At 72.7% G+C, this 19,083-nt stretch carries 13 protein-coding genes; 9 read left to right on the top strand and 4 right to left on the bottom strand.

The features are described from left to right. Positions 1–74: 74 nt before the first annotated feature. On the bottom strand, positions 75–2,459 hold the full coding sequence (locus D7147_RS03050; RefSeq protein ID WP_120673978.1) for a DEAD/DEAH box helicase: 2,385 nt from the start codon (positions 2,457–2,459) through the stop codon (positions 75–77). A 168-nt stretch (positions 2,460–2,627) separates the two neighbouring features. Between D7147_RS03050 and D7147_RS03045 the strand changes: the two genes are divergently transcribed. From D7147_RS03045 to topA, 6 genes are all read left to right on the top strand, one after another. Next, a complete protein-coding gene (locus tag D7147_RS03045) occupies positions 2,628–2,984 on the top strand; it encodes an STAS domain-containing protein (protein WP_120673680.1) in 357 nt (118 codons plus the stop codon). Next, on the top strand, positions 2,981–3,418 hold the full coding sequence (locus D7147_RS03040; RefSeq protein WP_120673679.1) for an ATP-binding protein: 438 nt from the start codon (positions 2,981–2,983) through the stop codon (positions 3,416–3,418). The genes D7147_RS03045 and D7147_RS03040 overlap by 4 nt, the downstream gene beginning before the upstream one ends. Before the next feature lie 311 nt (positions 3,419–3,729). Then, positions 3,730–6,090 carry a sodium-translocating pyrophosphatase gene (locus tag D7147_RS03035; protein WP_120673678.1) on the top strand — a complete coding sequence of 787 codons (2,361 nt, stop codon included), beginning with the start codon at positions 3,730–3,732 and terminating at the stop codon, positions 6,088–6,090. Positions 6,091–6,182: 92 nt separating this feature from the next. Continuing rightward, positions 6,183–6,725 carry a hypothetical protein gene (locus D7147_RS03030; RefSeq protein ID WP_120673677.1) on the top strand — a complete coding sequence of 181 codons (543 nt, stop codon included), beginning with the start codon at positions 6,183–6,185 and terminating at the stop codon, positions 6,723–6,725. 137 nt (positions 6,726–6,862) lie between these two features. Further along, on the top strand, positions 6,863–7,519 hold the full coding sequence (locus D7147_RS03025; RefSeq protein ID WP_233564997.1) for a hypothetical protein: 657 nt from the start codon (positions 6,863–6,865) through the stop codon (positions 7,517–7,519). 298 nt (positions 7,520–7,817) lie between these two features. Continuing rightward, positions 7,818–10,649, top strand: a complete 2,832-nt coding sequence (topA, locus tag D7147_RS03020; protein WP_120673675.1) for a type I DNA topoisomerase — start codon at positions 7,818–7,820, stop codon at positions 10,647–10,649. A gap of 61 nt (positions 10,650–10,710) precedes the next feature. Here topA and D7147_RS03015 read toward each other — a convergent pair whose 3' ends face one another. Together D7147_RS03015 and D7147_RS03010 are read right to left on the bottom strand one after the other, a co-directional pair. After that, positions 10,711–11,721 carry a DUF559 domain-containing protein gene (locus D7147_RS03015; protein ID WP_233562885.1) on the bottom strand — a complete coding sequence of 337 codons (1,011 nt, stop codon included), beginning with the start codon at positions 11,719–11,721 and terminating at the stop codon, positions 10,711–10,713. A 109-nt stretch (positions 11,722–11,830) separates the two neighbouring features. Further along, positions 11,831–13,144 carry a D-arabinono-1,4-lactone oxidase gene (locus D7147_RS03010; protein ID WP_120673674.1) on the bottom strand — a complete coding sequence of 438 codons (1,314 nt, stop codon included), beginning with the start codon at positions 13,142–13,144 and terminating at the stop codon, positions 11,831–11,833. A gap of 225 nt (positions 13,145–13,369) precedes the next feature. Here D7147_RS03010 and D7147_RS03005 point away from each other — a divergent pair, with 225 nt between their 5' ends. Beyond that, positions 13,370–13,945 (top strand): TetR family transcriptional regulator, encoded by a 576-nt coding sequence (locus tag D7147_RS03005; RefSeq protein WP_120673673.1) that lies wholly within the window; start codon positions 13,370–13,372, stop codon positions 13,943–13,945. A 128-nt stretch (positions 13,946–14,073) separates the two neighbouring features. On the opposite strand, the gene D7147_RS03000 is transcribed toward D7147_RS03005, so the two are convergent. Further along, on the bottom strand, positions 14,074–15,282 hold the full coding sequence (locus D7147_RS03000) for an amino acid deaminase/aldolase (protein ID WP_120673672.1): 1,209 nt from the start codon (positions 15,280–15,282) through the stop codon (positions 14,074–14,076). 147 nt (positions 15,283–15,429) lie between these two features. On the opposite strand from D7147_RS03000, the gene tmk reads away from it, so the two are divergent. Continuing rightward, the gene (tmk, locus tag D7147_RS02995; RefSeq protein WP_267900747.1) at positions 15,430–17,754 is read left to right on the top strand and encodes a dTMP kinase; all 2,325 of its coding nucleotides are present in this window, start codon (positions 15,430–15,432) and stop codon (positions 17,752–17,754) included. Beyond that, positions 17,754–19,013 carry a DNA polymerase III subunit delta' gene (locus D7147_RS02990; protein WP_120673671.1) on the top strand — a complete coding sequence of 420 codons (1,260 nt, stop codon included), beginning with the start codon at positions 17,754–17,756 and terminating at the stop codon, positions 19,011–19,013. The genes tmk and D7147_RS02990 overlap by 1 nt, the downstream gene beginning before the upstream one ends. The last annotated feature ends 70 nt before the right edge of the window (positions 19,014–19,083 follow it).

Below are 19,083 nucleotides of genomic sequence, written 5' to 3'. Positions count from 1 at the left end.
CTCGGACCTGCCGACCCGTCCCGCTCGGCGGCCGTGCCGGCCCGGACCCGGCGGCCCTGTCGGCCAGCGGGTGGTCAGGACGGCAGGTTGGCCAGCACCACGTCCAGCACCCGGACGGCGTCCGCCTTCGAGAGCGGGTTGTTGCCGTTGCCGCACTTCGGGGACTGCACGCACGACGGGCAGCCGGTCTCGCACGCGCACTCGGCGATCGCGTCCCGGGTGGCCCGGAGCCAGGTCGCCGCCGTGCCGTACGCGCGCTCGGCGAAGCCCGCCCCGCCCGGGTGTCCGTCGTAGACGAAGACGGTCGGTGCCTCGGTGTCCGGGTGCAGCGCGGTGGAGAGCCCGCCGATGTCCCAGCGGTCGCAGGTGGCGATCAGTGGCAGCAGCCCGATCGCCGCGTGCTCGGCGGCGTGCAGCCCCCCGGGCACGTCCCCCGGGTCGACGCCGGCCGCGGCCAACGACTCCGGCGAGAGCGTGAACCAGACGGCGACCGTACGCAGCTCACGGGCCGGCAGGTCCAGCGGCCGAGTGTCGATCACCTCGCCGGTGGCGATCCGCCGTCGCTGGTAGGAGACCACCTGGCTGGTCACGTCCACCTCGCCGAGGAACATCCCGACCGGTCCGGCGTCGACGTACGAACGCACCGACACCACCGAGACGTCGGTGACGTCCCGGGCGTGCGTGGACCAGTCCGGCTCCTCGACGTGCACGAGCGCGCACCCGTCGGCCAGGTCCAGCTCGTCCACCACGTACGAGACGCCCTGGTGCAGGTAGACCGCGCCGGGGTGGAGCAGGAAGTGCGACGAGCCGCCGTCCACCGTGCCGAGCAGTCGCCCGGTGGCCGCCTCCACCACGGCGACCGGCGCACCGCCCTCGCCCCGCAGGTCCACCTGAGGCCGTTCGCGGTGCCGCCAGTACCAGCCGGTCGGGCGCTGCCGCAGCGCGCCGGTCGCGACGAGCTCGTCGACGGCCTCCTTCGCCCCGTCGCCGAAGAGCGCCAGGTCGGCCGGGGTGAGCGGGGCCTCCACCGCGGCGCAGGCGAGCTGCGGCGCGAGGACGTACGGGTTGGCCGGGTCGAGCACGGTCGCCTCCACCGGCCGCCCGAAGACCGCCTCCGGGTGGTGCACCAGGTAGGTGTCGAGCGGGTCGTCCCGGGCCACCAGCACGGCGAGCGCCTCCTGCCCGGAGCGTCCGGCCCGCCCCGCCTGCTGCCAGAGCGAGGCCCGGGTACCGGGGTAGCCGCAGATCAGCACCGCGTCGAGACCGACCAGGTCGACGCCGAGCTCCAGCGCGTTGGTCGAGGCCAGCCCGAGCAGGTCACCGTGGAGCAGCGCCCGCTCCAACTCCCGCCGCTCCTCGCGCAGGTAGCCGCCGCGGTAGGCGGCGACCCGGTCGCCCAGGCCGGGTACCGCCTCGTCGAGGGCGCGCCGGGTGTTCGCGGCCACCACCTCGGCGCCCCGGCGGGAGCGGACGAAGGCGAGGCTGCGTACGCCCGCGGCGACCGTGTCGGCGAGCAGGTCGGCGGTCTCCCGCAGCGCCGACCGGCGTACGGGGGCGAGGTCGACCGCGTCGGACGAGGTGTCGGCCGAGGGCAGCAACGGTGGCTCCCAGAGCGCGAAGGTCACCCCGCCGCGGGGTGAGGTGTCCTCGGTGACGGCGGCCACGGGCAGGCCGGTGAGCCGCTGCGCCGCCGTCGCCGGGTCACCCGAGGTCGCGGAGGCGAGCACGAAGACGGGGCTGGTCCGCGAGCCGGCGGAGCCCCGGCCGGGTGCGCCGCTCAGTCTCCGCAGCCGGCGCAGCACGTGGGCGACGTGGGAGCCGAACACGCCCCGGTAGGTGTGGCACTCGTCGATCACGACGTAGGTCAGCCGGCGCAGGAAGCCCGACCACTGGCCGTGCCCGGGGAGGATGCCGTGGTGCAGCATGTCCGGGTTGGTCAGCACGAACCGGGAGTGTCGCCGGATCCACTCCCGTTCGGCGCGCGGAGTGTCCCCGTCGTAGCAGGCGGGGCGTACCCCCTCCAGCTCCAGCTCGGCGATGGCGCGCAGCTGGTCGGCGGCGAGCGCCTTGGTCGGGGCCAGGTAGAGCACGGTGGCCCGGGGGTCCGCGAGCAGGGTGGCGAGCGCCGGCATCTGGTACGCCAGGGACTTGCCGGACGCGGTGCCGGTGGCCACGACGACGTGCTGACCGTCGTACGCCAGGGCGGCCGCCTCGGCCTGGTGCCGCCAGGGCGCGGTCACCCCGCGCCCGGCGAACGCGGCCCGCAGCTCCTCCGGCACCCACTGCGGCCACGGCGCCGGCACGCCCGCCCGGGCCGGTACCCGCTCCACGTGGGTGACCGGGTCGGTGTCGGCGCGGGCGCGCAGCCGGGCCAGCAGCTCGGCCGGCGCGTGCCGGGGGCCGGGACCCGCGGCTACGGTGGCGGGGGTCGACGGCTCCAGGTCATGGCGCGGCGCCAGCCGCGCCGAGCTGAAGCTGTCGTGGGTCACTGGAGAACTTTCGCACTGGTGTTCGGAGATGAAAAGCCGGGGGCCGGGGTATGGGGGAGGCCCGCCGGTGACCGCTGCGTCTTGCGGCGGTAGTGGTTAGATGCCCAGAAGAGTTTACGGCTCTTGCGAGGAGGACAGATGGAGCTGTCGCTGGCGACCCGGGCCGTGGGGGAGCACACGGTGCTCGAGGTCGGTGGTGAGGTGGACGTCTACACCGCCCCCCGGTTGCGTGAACGGCTCCTCGAACTGATCGACGGCGGCGCCCGGCGCGTGGTGGTGGATCTCGGACGGGTGGATTTCCTCGACTCGACCGGCCTCGGGGTGCTGGTCGGCGCGTTGAAGCGGCTGCGCGCGGCGGGCGGTAGCTTCGCTCTGGTCTGCGACAAGGAGCCGCTGCTCAAGATCTTCCGGATCACCGCGCTCGACCAGGTCTTCCCGCTGCATCCGACGGTCGACGCGGCGATCGCCGCCGATTCGACGGGTGCCGGAGCGTGATGGCGACGGTTCGTCTCTCCTTCTCCCCGGCGCCGGTGCACGTGCGCACCGCCCGCCTGGTGGGCGTCGCGGTCGCCCGCCGGGCCGGGGTCCGCGAGGACCTGCTCGACGAGGTACGTCTCGCCATCGGTGAGGCGTGCACCCGCGCCGTCGCCCTGCACCGTCAGTACGGCCTGCGCGAGCCGGTGCTGATGGAGATGTCCGACTCCGGGCAGTACGCCGTGCGGGTCGTCGACCGGGCGCCGATCGAGGCGGGCATCGGGCTCGCCGCGCTGCCCCCGGACGAGCTGGCCGACGAGTCTCTCACCGACGAGGCGCTCACCACCGGTGTGGGTTTCGCCCTGCTCGCCGGTTTCGTGGAGGACCTTCAGGTCCGTCCGGTCGACGAGGGTATCGGCACCGAGGTGCGCATGGTCTGGCCGGTAGGCCGCTGACTCCACCGTCCACACAGGCCGCGCCCGATCGGGCGCGGCCTGTTCGGTATGGACCAGCTCCTATATCAGATTCTTCCTCATAACACAGCGACGAAGATCATCGACACGGGGTGGACCCTCGGTGTGACCTCGGACACTGCGGAGGGCTACAGTACCCGGGTTGTCAGCAAGTGATCCATCCCGCAGCCAGCGGGAACTGGTGTTCGTCGCTGCTCCGTTCGGTGGGGTCGGCGAGTGCTTGCGAGTCCGCATTCAGGCGCCGGGTGGTGCGTCTCCACCGACCGGTGCGTGTTCGGTACAGGAGGACACAGATGTCCGAGACCTTGGCCGCCGAGGGCGGCGGGCTTTCCCTTACCGGAGCCAACGTCACGTACGTCGTCATCGCCGCGGTGATCGCGTTGGTGGCGCTCGTCTTCGCCGCCGCCCTGACCAGGGCGGTCCTGGCGGCCGGCAAGGGCACCGCCAACATGCAGGAGATCTCCGGCGCGGTCCAGGAGGGCGCGTCGGCGTATCTGCTCCGGCAGTTCCGCACCCTGGCGATCTTCGTCGTCATCGCCGTCGTACTGCTCTTCCTGCTGCCGGTGCACGACACCGACGGCAGCGAGCTCGCCGTGAAGATCGGCCGGTCGGCCTTCTTCGTGGTCGGCGCGCTCTTCAGCGCGTTCATCGGCGGCGCCGGCATGTGGCTCGCCACCCGCGCCAACCTGCGGGTCGCGGCCGCCGCCCGGGAGCGGCAGGGGGGCCGCGAGGCGGCCATGAAGATCGCCTTCCGGACCGGTGGCGTGGTCGGCTTCCTCACCGTCGGCCTCGGCCTCTTCGGTGCGGCGCTGGTCGTCATGGTCTTCCGCGGCGACGCCCCGACCGTGCTGGAGGGCTTCGGCTTCGGTGCCGCGCTGCTCGCCATGTTCATGCGGGTCGGCGGTGGCATCTTCACCAAGGCCGCCGACGTCGGCGCCGACCTGGTCGGCAAGGTCGAGCAGGGCATCCCCGAGGACGACCCGCGCAACGCCGCGACCATCGCCGACAACGTGGGCGACAACGTCGGTGACTGCGCCGGCATGGCCGCCGACCTCTTCGAGTCGTACGCGGTGACCCTGGTCGCCGCGCTCATCCTCGGCCGGGCCGCGTTCGGCGAGGACGGGCTGGTCTTCCCGCTGATCATCTCCACGATCGGCGTGCTCGTCGCGATCATCGGTGTCTTCATCACCCGGCTGCGCACCTCCGACCGCAACGGTCTGACCGCGATCAACCGGGCCTTCTACCTCTCCGCGGTGATCTCGGCGGTGCTGGTGGCGATCGCCGCGTACGCGTACCTGCCGGCGACCTTCGCCGAGCTGGAGGGCGGCCTCACCGACGTCAGCGAGAACCCGCGGATGGTCGCCATCGGCGCGGTGGTCATCGGTATCGTGCTGGCCGCCGCGATCCAGGCGCTCACCGGCTACTTCACCGAGACCAACAAGCGCCCGGTGCAGGACATCGGCAAGAGCTCGCAGACCGGTCCGGCCACCGTCATCCTCGCCGGCATCAGCGTCGGCCTGGAGTCGGCGGTCTACTCGGCGCTGCTGATCGGCGCGGGCGTCTTCGGCGCCTTCCTGCTCGGCGGCAGCTCCATCACGCTCTCCCTCTTCGCGGTGGCGCTGGCCGGCACCGGTCTGCTCACCACGGTCGGCGTGATCGTCGCGATGGACACCTTCGGCCCGATCTCCGACAACGCCCAGGGCGTGGCGGAGATGTCCGGCGACATCGACGAGCACGGCGCCCGGACGCTGACCGAGCTGGACGCGGTGGGCAACACCACCAAGGCGATCACCAAGGGCATCGCGATCGCCACCGCTGTGCTCGCGGCGACCGCGCTCTTCGGCTCGTACACCGACACGCTGCGCACCGCGTACGCGGACGCCGGAGTGGGCGACGTCGGGTCGGAGATCCTGAACTCGCTGAACGTGGCGAACCCGCGGAACCTCGTCGGCCTGATCATCGGTGCGGCGGTGGTCTTCCTCTTCTCCGGGCTGGCCATCAACGCGGTCTCCCGCTCGGCCGGCGCGGTCGTCATGGAGGTCCGCCGGCAGTTCCGTGAGCTGCCCGGCATCATGGACCGCACCCAGCGGCCGGAGTACGGCAAGGTCGTCGACATCTGCACCCGGGACGCCCAGCGCGAGCTGATGACCCCCGGCCTGCTCGCCATCCTCGCGCCGATCGCGGTCGGCTTCGGCCTCGGCCCGGGGGCGCTCGCGTCGTACCTCGCCGGCGCTATCGGGGCGGGCACCCTGATGGCGGTCTTCCTGTCCAACTCTGGTGGCGCCTGGGACAACGCCAAGAAGCTGGTCGAGGACGGCGCGTACGGGGGCAAGGGCTCCGAGTCGCACGCCGCCACCGTCATCGGCGACACCGTCGGCGACCCGTTCAAGGACACCGCCGGCCCCGCGATCAACCCGCTGATCAAGGTGATGAACCTGGTCTCGCTGCTGATCGCGCCGGCCGTGGTGGCCTGGAGCATCGGTGACGACAAGAACACCGGCCTGCGGATCTCCATCGCGGTGGTGGCCGCGCTGGTCATCGTCGGGGCCGTGTTCGTCAGCAAGCGCAAGGGGGTGGCGATGTCCGACACGGACGCCGGCGACGGCACCGGCTCGGGCAGCGCCGACCAGCGGTCGGAGACGGTTCCGGCCTGATCGACTGGCCCCGGTCGGCGTCCGTCGCCGGCCGGGGCCGAACGCAAACCTGAACGGTGCCTGCGTTCGACGGAGGCCGTACGCTGCAACGCATGCGTACGTGCCGGGCGACTGCCGCCGGAAAGCTCACGGTGGTCCTGGCCACGCTCGTCCTGGTGGTCGGCGGGTGCGGTGGCGGTCCCAGCCCCCGGGCGTGGGCGTCCTCGGTCTGCTCCGCGCTCGCCCCGTGGCGGTCGGAGATCAGCAGGCTGACCAGCAGCACCGACCAGCAGATGACGGCGCAGACCACTCCCGCTCAGGCGAAGGAGAACCTGGTCCGCCTCTTCGACGGGGCCGAGAAGGCGAGCGAGACGGCCCGGCGGAAGGTCGAGGAGGCCGGTGTGCCGGAGGCCGAGCACGGCGAGGAGATCTCCGTCGGCTTCCGCACGGCCCTGGGGCAGATGCGTGACGCCTACGGCCGTGCGGCGGACACCGTCGGAGGGTTGAGCACCGGCGAGCCCACCACCTTCTACGACGGCGTGCGGGCCGCGGTGGAGACGCTCAACAAGGAGTACGACGCGAGCACGCTGGACACGAGCCGTCTCAACTCGGAGGAGTTGAGACAAGCCTTCGACGAGGTGCCGGAGTGTCGCTAGACGGGCTCGGCGAACCGTCGGGAGCGCAGCAGCTCCCGACGCTCTTCCCGGTGCCCGAACCGGCAGCACCGAGCCGCCGCCGGAGATCGCCCTCCGCGGGGGCGGCCGGCGGTCCCGGCGTCGGGGCGAGCGATCCGATGGCCGCTGCGGCCGACGGGGACCCCGGGCGGGCGGCCACCGCAGGTGCGGCGGCCCGTCCCGCACGCGGGAGCGTCGACGAGGCGGGGCGGCAACTGGTCTTCTTCGGCGCGGAGACGGTCGAGCCGGCCGTGGCCGACCTCGCCGGCCTGCTCGCCGGTCCCGGCGAGGTGGTCCGGATGGGGGGCACCGCCCGGCTCTCGATCGTGGTGGATGCGCCGTGGCGGGTGCACGTGCTGGTGGCCGAGCTGGCCCAGCGGGGACTCTCGGCGAGCTGGGAGCCGACCGAGGACGAGCGGCACGCGGTACGCACCTCGTACACCCGGGCGCTCAAGCCGCTCGCGGTGGCGTGGACACGGGGGGTGGCGAAGCGGCCGCCGGCCGGTTTCCATCTCAACGGGCGGCGGCTGCGGCTCTGGCTGGCGGCGGCGGGTGAGGTCGACCCGCCCGGGTGCCGGCTGCACCTGGGCGCAGCGGACCGGCAGTGGTGGGAACCCGTCGGCGCGGCGCTCGCGGCGGTCGGCCTCGCCGGGGAGCTGCTCGACTCCGGGGCGAGCGGGCCCGCGTACCTGATCAGTGGCCGGCACCGGTTGCGCCGCCTCGCCGAGCTGGTGGGGGATCGTCCGAGCGCCACCCCGCCCACGGCCTGGCCCTGACCGGACCGGGCTGTCCGGTGGCGGACAGGCGGCGCGAAGATATCGGAATAAAACCGGCAGTTGGGGCCTTGATCGAAGGCCCGCCATCATCACAGTGACCCGCTCGGGGCCCTACCCACGGTGTACGGTGGCGCCGTCCGGCACATCCACCCCACGCCGGGGTGGTTTGCCGCCCGCGAAACCCGAAACGCGGACGGCGCGTTACGTTGGACATCCGGACCGCCGGGGTCTGGCAGGTCGAACACGGCCTGAAACGGGTACCGAGCGGTCACGAGCAGGAGTTAGGTCAGGGAGAGACGTGCCGAGCAACGCGGGAACCACCCGTCTGGTCATCGTCGAGTCACCGGCGAAGGCCAAGACGATCTCGGGCTACCTCGGCCCGGGGTACGTCGTGGAGGCGAGCTTCGGCCATGTCCGGGACCTTCCGCGCAACGCCGCCGACGTACCGGCCAAGTACAAGGGCGAGCCGTGGGCGCGGCTCGGGGTGGACGTCGACAACGGCTTCCACGCCCTCTACGTGGTCTCGGCCGACCGCAAGCAGCAGATCAGCAAGCTGACCAAGCTGGCCAAGGAGGTCGACGAGATCTTCCTGGCCACGGATGAGGACCGCGAGGGCGAGGCGATCGCCTGGCACCTGGTGGAGACGCTCAAGCCCAAGGTGCCGGTCAAGCGGATGGTCTTCCACGAGATCACCAAGCCGGCCATCCAGGCGGCGGTGGCGAACCCGCGCGAGATCGACCGCGACCTGGTCGACGCGCAGGAGGCCCGGCGCATCCTCGACCGCCTCTACGGCTACGAGGTCTCTCCCGTGCTGTGGAAGAAGGTCATGCCGAAGCTCTCGGCGGGCCGGGTGCAGTCGGTGGCGACCCGGATCGTGGTCGAGCGGGAGCGGCAGCGGATGGCGTTCCGCACCGCCGAGTACTGGGACATCCTGGCCACGCTCGCGGTGGCGAACGCCGGCGAGGGCCCCCGTACGTTCCACGCCACGCTGATCGCCCTCAACGGCGACCGGATCGCCACCGGTAAGGACTTCGAGCCGACCACCGGCCGGGTCAAGCCCGGCGCGGGCGTGGTGCACCTGGACGAGAGCGGCGCCCGGGGCCTGGCGGCCCGGCTGCAGGACCGCCCGTTCACGGTCACCCGGGTCGAGGAGAAGCCCTACCGCCGCCGCCCGTACGCGCCGTTCATCACCTCCACGCTCCAGCAGGAGGCAGCCCGCAAGATGCGGTTCTCGTCCCAGCAGACGATGCGCACCGCGCAGCGGCTCTACGAGAACGGCTACATCACCTATATGCGTACCGACTCGGTGAACCTGTCGGAGACCGCCATCACGGCGGCCCGTCGGCAGATCGTCGAGCTCTACGGCGAGCGCAGCGTGCCGCCGGAGCCGCGTCGCTACACCGGCAAGGTGAAGAACGCCCAGGAGGCGCACGAGGCGATCCGCCCCGCGGGCGACAACTTCCGCACCCCGGGCGAGGTGGCCAAGGAGCTGTCGGCCGAGGAGTTCAAGCTCTACGAGCTGATCTGGCGACGCACCATCGCCTCGCAGATGACCGACGCGGTCGGCTCCAGCGTGTCGGTGCGGATCCGTGCCCTCTCCAACACCGGCGAGGAAGCCGACTTCGGCGCGACCGGTAAGACCATCACCGACCCGGGCTTCCTGCGGGCGTACGTCGAGTCGAGCGACGACGAGAACGCCGAGGCCGAGGATGCCGAGCGTCGCCTGCCGACCCTGGTCAAGGACCAGGCGCTGACCGCCGACGAGCTGGCCGCGCAGGGGCACCACACCCAGCCGCCAGCCCGCTACACCGAGGCCTCGCTGGTCAAGGCGCTGGAGGAGCTGGGCATCGGGCGCCCGTCGACGTACGCGTCGATCATGCAGACCATCCAGGATCGCGGCTACGTCAACAAGCGCGGCCAGGCGATGATCCCGACCTTTCTGGCGTTCGCGGTGATCGGGCTGATGGAGCGGCACTACCCGCGCCTCATCGACTACGACTTCACCGCCAGCATGGAGAACGAGCTGGACGAGATCGCCGGCGGAGACCACGCCGCCGTCGACTTCCTCACCTCGTTCTACTTCGGCGGCACCAACGGCACCGGCGACCAGACGATCGCCCACGCGGGCGGCCTGAAGAAGCTGGTCACCGAGAACCTCAGCGAGATCGACGCCCGTAGCGTCAACTCGATACCGCTCTTCGCCGACGACGAGGGCCGCGACGTGGTCGTCCGGGTCGGCCGGTACGGCCCGTACCTCGAGCGGCGAACTCCGGGCGAGGAGGCGGTCGCACCTGCGGAGGGCGAGGAGGGCACCGCGCACGGGGACCGGGCGCCGATCCCCGAGGGCCTGGCGCCGGACGAGCTGACCCCGGAGAAGGTGCACGAGCTCTTCCTCGGTGGCGGCGGTGAGCGCAAGCTCGGCGACGACCCGTCCACCGGCGAGCCGATCCTGCTCAAGTCCGGCCGGTTCGGCCCGTACGTGGCCAGCGGCGAGCGCAAGTCGTCGCTGCTGCGCTCGCAGACGCCCGACTCGCTCACCTTCGACGAGGCGTTGAAGCTGCTCAGCCTGCCCCGTCTGGTCGGCGTCGCCCCGGACGGCGTCGAGGTCTTCGCCAACAACGGCCGCTACGGCCCGTACGTCAAGCAGGGCGAGGAGTTCCGGTCGCTGGACTCCGAGGACAAGATGTTCACCGTCACGCTGGACGAGGCGCTGGCCCTGCTGGCCGCCCCGAAGACGCGCCAGCGGCGGGCCGCCGCGCCTCCGCTGCGTGAAATGGGGGCGGACCCGGCGACCGAGAAGCTGCTGGTCATCAAGGACGGCCGGTTCGGCCCGTACGTGACCGACGGGGAGGTCAACGCGTCGCTGCGGCGCGGGCAGACGCCTGAGGCGCTCAGCCTCGAGGAGGCCTCCCAGATGCTCGCCGAGAAGCGGGCGAAGGGCCCGGCGCCGCGCAAGAAGGCGGCCGCCAAGAAGACCACGGCGAAGAAGACGACGGCGGCGAAGAAGACCACCGCGGCGAAGAAGACCGCGGCGGCCACCAAGTCGACGGCGGCGAAGAAGACCGCGACCGCCAAGGCCACCCCCGCCAAGAAGGCGGCCCCCCGCAAGGCCACCACCCCCACCGACTGACCCCAGACCCGAGCAGATCTTGGTGCGAATGTGTCCCTATCGCGGCGGATTCGTGCCAAGATCACTCGTGTCGGGGCAGGTCGGGCCAGCCGGCGGCGCGAAGCGCGGCTCGAATCTGGCGGATGACCTCCTCGGGTTGCGCACGGATCGCCCACGCCGGAAAGCGGAGCACGCGGTCACCGTCGAGCCAGAGGTCGTTCTGCCGGCGCATGTCGGCCCACGCGGCGCGCGGGTCGTGATGTTGTCCGCCGTCGATCTCGACGTGGACACGCCACTCTTCGAACCAGGCATCGAGGTATCTGCGCCGTCCGGCCGAGTCGTACCTGACCACCTGACGCGACGGCTCGGGCAGGCCGGCCCGCCGGACGAGCCCGAGGAAATCCAGCTCGGCCAGGGAGTGGGCGCCGCCGCCGGCGTCCGATGCCGTCCGCATGATGAGCCGACGACGGCGGGCGCGTGGCAGCCGGTCGAGGACCCGGTGGAGATCATCGCCGGCGACCAGCCGTTGCTGGAAACCCGCGGCGACGATCGCGCGGGCCTCCTCGTCGGAGGCCGCCCATTGAGCGGCGTCCACCAATGAACGCGTCGGCAGAGTGCGGGGCGGCAGCCCCACCTGGAGGACATCCTCCTCGCTCAGCACGGTGGTGCGGTGCAGGCGGACGCCGGAGGGCAGCGAGCGGGCCCGGTGCGTGGCAGGTGTCAGCAGGTGCACGGTCCCGCTCTCGTACCGGCGCAGACCCCATGCCTGTGCCGCGCTGAGCCCTCCGAGCAGTGCGGCCGGTCCTGCGGCGAGCACGGCGATCCACCGGAACTGCTCGGGACCGACCGGACCGCTGTGGGTGACGTAGATGGCGCGGTGCACCTGCCGCCAGCGACCTGTATCGACCCGGTGCCGGATCGCGCTCGGCGAAAGGTGGCAGCGCGCCTGGTCGAGGCGGATCACATCATCCTGGTGGAACAGCAGCCAGGTCAGGTCATCGGCGTCGTCCGCCGGCAGAGCTCGGCGCAGCGCCGCCCACCCGCTTCGGCCCCATCGACCTCGGCCCTGTCCCGGTAGCTCACGCCCCTCCACCTCCCCACCATGCCGTAATCCCCCGACCTGCCTGGGCCCCTGTGGACAGCGCGTGGATCTTGGTGCGAATCTGCCGCGATAGGGGCGTTTTCGTTCCAAGATCGCGGGGTTAGGCGCCCAGGACGCGGGTCAGGTGGGGATTGGTGAAGACCCGGTCGGGGTCGAGGCGGTCGCGGACGGCGCGGAAGTCGGCCCAGCGGGGGTACGCGGGAGCGAGCGACTCCGCGTCGCGCCAGTGCAGTTTGCCCCAGTGTGGCCGGCCGCCCAGCTCTTCGGCGACGCGTTCGAAGGCGGTGAAGTACGGCTCGTACGGCATGCCGACGTACTGGTGGATGGCGACGTAGGCGGAATCGCGGCCGTACCCGTGGGAGAGCCAGATGTCGTCGGCGGCGGTGAAGCGCACCTCGACCGGGAAGAGCACCTTGAACGGCAGCCCGTCGACGATCCGCCGTAGTGCGTGGAGCGCCTCGCCGAGTGCGGCACGGGGCAACCCGTACTCCATCTCCACGAAGCGGACCCGGCGCGAGGTGCAGAAGACGGCGTCGGATCGCCCGGTGTAGCGGCGCTCGGTGAGGGCCCGCGCGGAGATCGCGGAGATCGTCGGGGCGAGGGCCGGCACGGCCCGGCCGACCCGGCAGGCGCCCGCGAAGACGGTGTTGGAGAGGAACTCGTCGTCCAGCCAGCCGCGCAGCCGCGACAGCGGCCGATCGTCGGCGGGCACCCGGTCGTTCGCCTTGACCTGCACCCTGGCCGTGTACGGGAACCAGTAGAACTCGACGTGGTCGTGCGCCTCGACGAGTTCCGGCAGCCTGGCCAGTACGTCGTCCAGGGGCGCCGGTCGCTCGTGCGCGTGCAGCACGAACGCGTCCACGACGCGCAGCGTCACCTCGACCAGTACGCCGAGCGCACCGAGCGAGACCCGGGCGGCGGCGAGGACGTCCGGGTTCTCCTCGGCCGAGCAGTGCAGCACCTCGCCGGCGCCGGTGACCAGGGTGATCGCCTCGACGAAGGTGGCGAGGCAGCCGTACCCGGCGCCGGTGCCGTGGGTTCCCGTGGAGATCGCCCCGGCGACGGTCTGCGCGTCGATGTCGCCGAGGTTGGGCAGCGCGAGGCCGTGCCGGGCGAGCAGGTCGTTCAAAGCGTGCAGCGTCATTCCCGCGGGCACGGTGACGAGCCGCCGCTCGGCGTCCACCCGTACGCCGGTGTCCAGCGCCGACATTTCCAGCCGCCGGTCGTCGGCGAGGGCGATCGGGGTGAACGAGTGGCCGCTGCCCGCGACCCGGAGCCGTCCGCCGGCGTCCCGGGTGGCGAGAACGGTATCGACGACGTCTGCCACGGAGCCGGGGCGCAGGATGATGGCGGCACCGCGTTGGTTGCCGGCCCAGTTGGACCAGGGGACGGTGGACGGTGCGGTGCCGGCCATGCGCGCTCCTCGATGTGAATATGAAGTGACTTCATATCAGGAACGTTGTCGCTGGTAAATACCGCAACTGAGGTCCGCTCGTTGTACCGGTAGTCACGATCTAGTGACGTGCAGATATGTTCATCCGTCGAAGGGGGGTGGCGCCGAGTGTCCACACCAGCTGCCACGACCGGGCCGCTGCGGCGCGTACCGGTGCAGGGTCGAAGTGTCGCGCGAGTCCAGCGGATGCTGGACGCCTGCGCCGAACTCGTCGACGAGGTGGGGTACGAGGGGCTGACCACGACCTTGCTCGCCGAGCGTGCCGAGGTGGCGATCGGGTCGGTTTACCAGTTCTTCCCGGACAAGCGGGCAATCGTGCAGGCGCTGACCCTGCGCACGATGGAGTCCTACCTCCAGCGGCTCGACGAGCGGTTCGCCTCGGACGACCTGACCCACTGGTGGGACGGCGTCGACGCGAGCATCGACGAGTACATCACGATGCACCGCACCGTTCCGGGCTTCCGTACCCTGCACTTCGGCGACGTGGTCGACCTGCACCTGCTCGATGAGCAGCGGGACAACAACGGGGTGATCGCGGACCAGTTGGCCCGGGTGCTCACCGAGCGCTTCGGGCTCACCGACGTCCCCGAGCTCCGCTTCCACCTGGAAGTCGCCGTGGAGACGGCCGACGCGCTCATCAAGCTCGCGTTCCGTCGTACCACCGAGGGGGACGACCGGGTGCTGGCCGAGGCGAAGGCACTGATCCGGGAGTACCTGCACCGGCAGGTCGACGCCGCGACCGACGGCGCCCGGGCCGGCTGAACCGCCCGGTCGGCCCGATCGGTCCCGGACCGACGTGGCCGACCGGGCGGCCGTGCCGTCCTGCCGGCTCGACCGCGCGTGCGGCGGATCCCGCACGCGCGGCGCACGACCCGGCGTGCTGAGCCGCGTCAGAGGAAGGCGTGCCCCTCGCCCCGGTAGGTGGGCACCGTCGCGACGACCGTGTCCCCGTCGACCAGGTGCAGCTCGTTGACGTGTTCGCCGAGCTCACCGGCCTTGGCGTGCCGGAACCACACCCGGTCGCCGACGCGGAGCGCGGCAGCCGCGGCGCCGGCGAGCGGCGTCTGCACCTCGCCCGCGCCCTCGGCGCCGAGCATTTTCAGGCCGGCCGGTAGGACCGGACGGGGCAGTCGGCTGGCCGCGGCCGGACCGGAGGCGATCCAGCCGCCGCCGAGCACGGTGACCAGGCCGGGTGCGGGTCGACGCACCACCGAGCAGGCGAAGTAGGCCGCCGGGGTGGGGCGCCAGGCGCGGTACGCGTCGAAGAGCGTCGGACCGTAGAGACCCGATCCCGCGGTGACCTCGGTGACCGCGGGGTCGGCGCTGGTCGCGGCCACGCTCCCGGTGCCGCCGCCGTTGACGAATTCCAGGTCGGCGTGCTCGCGTACGGCCGCCACCGCCGCGCCCCGACGGGCGAGCAGTTCCCGGTACGAGCCGCGCTGGGCCAGGCGGATCGCCTGGCCGAGCAGCGCCTGCCCGGGCGGCGTGTCGCCGAGGCCGGCGATCTGCGCCTCGTACGCCATGAGGCCGACCAGCCGGAACCCGGCGCGCCCGGCGACCGTGGCGGCGAACGCGCCGGCCGCCGCCGCGCCGTGCAGCGGGGAGCGCCGCACGCCGACGTGCACCCGCCCGCCCATCGGCCGCCAGGAGGCGTCCAGTTCGAGGCAGACCCGAAGATCGGGCCGGCGGTCGGCGGCACGCACGTCGTCGACCAGGTCGAGCTGGTCGGTGCTGTCGATCATCAAGGTGATCGCCGCGGCGAGGCCGGGGTCGGCGGTCAGCGCGGCGAGCGCGCCCCGGTCGGCGCTCGGGTACGCCACCAGCACGTCGTCGCTGAGACCGGCCCGGACCAGCCAGATCGCCTCGGGCAGGGTGAACGCCATCACGCCCCGCCAGCCCGGCCGGGCCAGGGCTCGCGCGATCAACTCGCGGCTGCGTACCGACTTGCTGGCGAGCCGGATCGGCTTGCCGGCGGCGAGGCCGACCAGCTCGACCGCGTTGGCGTCGAAGGCGGCCAGGTCGACCACGGCGTACGGCGGATCCAGGTGGGCGGTCGCCCGTTCCAGGCGCTCGCGAAGTTTGTCGCTTTCGATGGCCACGTGTGCACGCTAACTGTCCGACGGTCAATGCGAAATAGCCTCGCGTACGCCCGGCTGCGGGTGATACCCCCGGCGGCCTAGGCTCGGCGAGCAGGAGAATGTCAGGGTGGGACCGCTGCCCACCGGGTCTAGAGTGTTCCACCGGGGATGCCCAGCGATGGGCCGGCACGTGGAGGTACGGCCATCGAAAGCCAGAACAACGGCGAGTCGCCCGGCGTGTCGCCGTCCGCCAGCCAGCCCGACGGCCCGCAGGGCCCGGCCGAGAGTCCCACCGCTCCGCTCGGCAGCGCCGAGGGGCAGGTCGGCGGCGCCGCGAGCCAACCGGGCACCCCGCCCCAGACCGACCGATCCGGCTACAGCGCGATCCGCTCGGTGCTGCGTATCCGGCCGTTCCGCCGGCTCTGGCTCGTGCTCGGCGTCGCCTCCTTCGGCGACTGGCTCGGCCTCCTGGCCACCTCCGTCTTCGCCGCCGCGCAGGTGCAGGGCAGCACGGCGCAGGGCGCCGCGTTCGGTGGGGTGATCGCCGTACGGCTGCTGCCGGCGCTGGTGCTCGGGCCGCTCGCCGGCGTCTTCGCCGACCGGTTCGACAGGCGCTGGACCATGGTCATCTGCGACCTGCTGCGCTTCGTGCTCTTCGCCTCGATCCCGCTGTACGCCCTCACCGGGGCCAGCGGCGGCCTGGTGGTCACCTGGGCGGCGATCGCGACCTTCCTGATCGAGTCGATCACCCTGATGTGGATCCCGGCCAAGGAGGCCGCGGTACCCAACCTGATCCCGCGCGCCCGGCTGGAGACGGCCAACCAGCTCACCCTCATCACCACGTACGGCCTGACCCCGGTCTTCGCGGCGCTCGCCATCGCGGGGCTCGACCGCAGCGTGCGGGCGGCGACCGGCGGTGAGGTCCCCGGCTGGGCGGAGCCCGCCCAGCTGGCGCTCTGGTTCAACTCCTTCTCCCGGCTCGCCACCGCCGTGGTGGTGGCGTTCGGGATCAAGGAGATCAGCCAGACCCGGGGTGGCAAGCACGAGCACGCCGAGCAGAGCATGACCCGGCAGTTCGTCGAGGGCTGGCGGTTCATCTCCCAGACCCGGCTGGTCCGGGGCCTGGTGCTCGGCATCTTCGGCGCGTTCGCCGGTGGCGGCATCGTGATCGGCACCGCCCGCTTCTTCGCCAACTCGCTCGGCGCCGGTGACGCCGCCTTCTTCCTGCTCTTCGGCGCCATCTTCATCGGCCTGGCGCTCGGTATCGGGCTCGGCCCGATGATCGTCAAGGAGATGTCCCGGCGCCGTTGGTTCGGCATGAGCATCGTGCTGGCCAGCGCGGCGGTGATGACCCTCGCCTTCGCCATCCACCTGTCGATGGCGATCGTCGGCGCGATCCTGGTCGGCGCCGGCGCGGGGATGGCCTTCCTGGCCGGCACCACGCTGCTCGGCGGGGAGATCGCCGACGAGGTACGCGGACGGGTCTTCGCGGTCGTGCAGATCGGTACCCGGCTGGTGCTCATCCTGGCGATCGCGCTGAGCAGCCTGCTCGCCGGTGTCGGCGGCTCCCGCAAGCTGGAGATCGCCGACCTGGGCCTCTCGATCTCCTCCACCCGGCTGCTGCTGCTCGCCGCCGGTGCGGCCGGCATCTTCGCCGGCATCAGCGCGTTCGGGCAGATGGATGACAAGAAGGGCGTACCCGTCCTGGCCGACCTCTGGGGCTCGATCCGGGGTCGTCCGCTCATGCCCGCCGAGCCGTTCGTCTCCAACGGGCTCTTCGTGGTCTTCGAGGGCGGCGAGGGCGCCGGCAAGTCCACCCAGCTCGCCCTCCTCGCCGACCGGCTGCGCACGCAGGGCCGCGACGTGGTGGTCACCCGCGAGCCGGGCGCCACCCCGGTGGGTGAGCGGATCCGGTCGCTGCTGCTCGACACCACCGAGGGCGAGGCCCCGTCGCCGCGCGCCGAGGCGCTGCTCTACGCCGCCGACCGCGCCCACCACGTGGCCACGGTGGTCCGCCCGGCGCTGACCCGGGGCGGGGTGGTGATCAGCGACCGGTACGTCGACTCCTCCCTGGCCTACCAGGGGGCGGGCCGCACGCTCCCGGTCGACGAGGTCTCCTGGCTCTCCTCCTGGGCCACCGGAGGGCTCAAGCCGGACCTGGTGGTGCTGCTCGACGTCGACCCGCGCACCGGGCTCTCCCGGGTGGCGGCGCGCGGCGAGTCCGCCGACCGGCTGGAGGCCGAGTCCGTCGCCTTCCACGAGCGGGTCCGGTACGCGTTCCTCGACCTCGCCGCCGCCGACCCGAAGCGCTACCTGGTGCTCGACGCCGGCCGGCCGCTGAAGGAGATCGCCGGGCTGGTGGCGCAGCGGATCGACGAGCTGCTCGGCGACCCGGCCGGGATCGTGCACCCGCGCCGGGCGCAGGGGCCGGACACCTCGGTGCAACCGGAGTTATCCGACGAGGAGCTGGTGACGATGGAGCAACGGACCTGATGCCGGACGTCTTCGCCGACCTGGTCGGCCAGGACGAGGCGGTCGGCACGCTGCGCCGGGCCGCCGCGGCGGCGGCCGCCGTGCTGCGGCACGGCGCCGAGCGGACGCTCGTGCCGGCGGAGGCCGTCGACGGCGGCACCCCGGCCGACGGGGCCGCCCCCGCCGCCGACCCGGGCGCCGGAATGACCCACGCCTGGATCTTCACCGGGCCGCCCGGCTCCGGGCGTTCGGTCGCGGCGCGCGCCTTCGCGGCCGCCCTGCAGTGCGCGTACGGCACGGGCTGCGGCGAGTGCCCCGGCTGCCACACCACGATGGCGGGCACCCACGCGGACGTCCGGCTGGTGGTGCCGGAGGGGCTCTCCATCGGCGTCGGCGAGATGCGGGCGCTCGTGCTGCGGGCCGCCAGCACCCCGTCCGGCGGGCGCTGGCAGGTGGTGATCATCGAGGACGCCGACCGGCTCACCGAGGCGGCCGGCAACGCGCTGCTCAAAGCGATCGAGGAGCCGCCCCCGCGTACGGTCTTCCTGCTCTGCGCCCCGTCCACCCACCCGGACGACGTCTCGGTGACGATCCGGTCGCGGTGTCGGGTCGTACCGCTGCGGCAGCCGTCGCCCGCCGCGGTGGCCGAGGTGCTGGTCCGCCGGGACGGTGTCGCCCCGGACGTGGCCCAGTGGGCGGCGGCCGCCGCCCAGGGGCACGTGGGCCGGGCCCGGCGGCTGGCCCGCGACCCGGAGGCCCGCAAGCGGCGCGACGCCGTGCTGGCGGTCCCGCGCCGGCTCACCGCGGTCGGTGCGGCGTTCGACGCGGCGTCCGCGTTGATCGAAGCCGCCGAGGCGGAGGCCGAGGCGTCCGTGGCGGAGGCCGACGCCGCCGAGCGGGCGGCCCTGGAGACGGCGCTCGGCGCGGGCGGTACCGGCCGGGGCGCGGCCGGCGCCATCCGGGGCTCCGCCGGGCAGCTCAAGGAGCTGGAGAAGCGCCAGAAGTCGCGGGCGACCCGGGCCCAGCGGGACGCGCTGGACCGGGCGCTGGTCGACCTGGCCGGCTTCTACCGGGACGCGCTCACCATGGCGCTGCGCGCGTCGGTCGCGCCGGTGCACACCGACACCGCCGAGGTGGCCGCCGCGGCCGCGCAGAAGTGGGACGCCGAGGGGGCGCTGCGCCGGCTGGAGGCGGTGCTCGCCTGCCGCACCGCCATCGAGGCGAACGTGAAGCCCCGGATCGCGGTCGAGGCCATGATGCTCGCCCTCTGGAAGGGCTGACCGGCAGCCGGCACCGATCCCGCCCGCCGGACCGCTCGTCCACAGGGCATCGACAGGTGCGATTTCCATG

Origin of the sequence: Micromonospora musae, assembly GCF_003626545.1 — a bacterium.
GTDB lineage: Bacteria > Actinomycetota > Actinomycetes > Mycobacteriales > Micromonosporaceae > Micromonospora > Micromonospora musae.
This window is presented reverse-complemented; position numbering and strand designations above follow the sequence as displayed.

Excerpts from the sequence above, each read along its gene's own strand:
- D7147_RS03045 (WP_120673680.1), top strand. The coding sequence starts at position 2,628 with ATGGAGCTGTCGCTGGCGACCCGGGCCGTGGGGGAGCACACGGTGCTC.
- D7147_RS03035 (WP_120673678.1), top strand. The coding sequence starts at position 3,730 with ATGTCCGAGACCTTGGCCGCCGAGGGCGGCGGGCTTTCCCTTACCGGA.
- D7147_RS03030 (WP_120673677.1), top strand. The coding sequence starts at position 6,183 with ATGCGTACGTGCCGGGCGACTGCCGCCGGAAAGCTCACGGTGGTCCTG.
- D7147_RS03025 (WP_233564997.1), top strand. The coding sequence starts at position 6,863 with ATGGCCGCTGCGGCCGACGGGGACCCCGGGCGGGCGGCCACCGCAGGT.
- D7147_RS03010 (WP_120673674.1), bottom strand. The coding sequence starts at position 13,144 with ATGGCCGGCACCGCACCGTCCACCGTCCCCTGGTCCAACTGGGCCGGC.
- D7147_RS03005 (WP_120673673.1), top strand. The coding sequence starts at position 13,370 with ATGCTGGACGCCTGCGCCGAACTCGTCGACGAGGTGGGGTACGAGGGG.
- tmk (WP_267900747.1), top strand. The coding sequence starts at position 15,430 with ATGCCCAGCGATGGGCCGGCACGTGGAGGTACGGCCATCGAAAGCCAG.
- D7147_RS02990 (WP_120673671.1), top strand. The coding sequence starts at position 17,754 with ATGCCGGACGTCTTCGCCGACCTGGTCGGCCAGGACGAGGCGGTCGGC.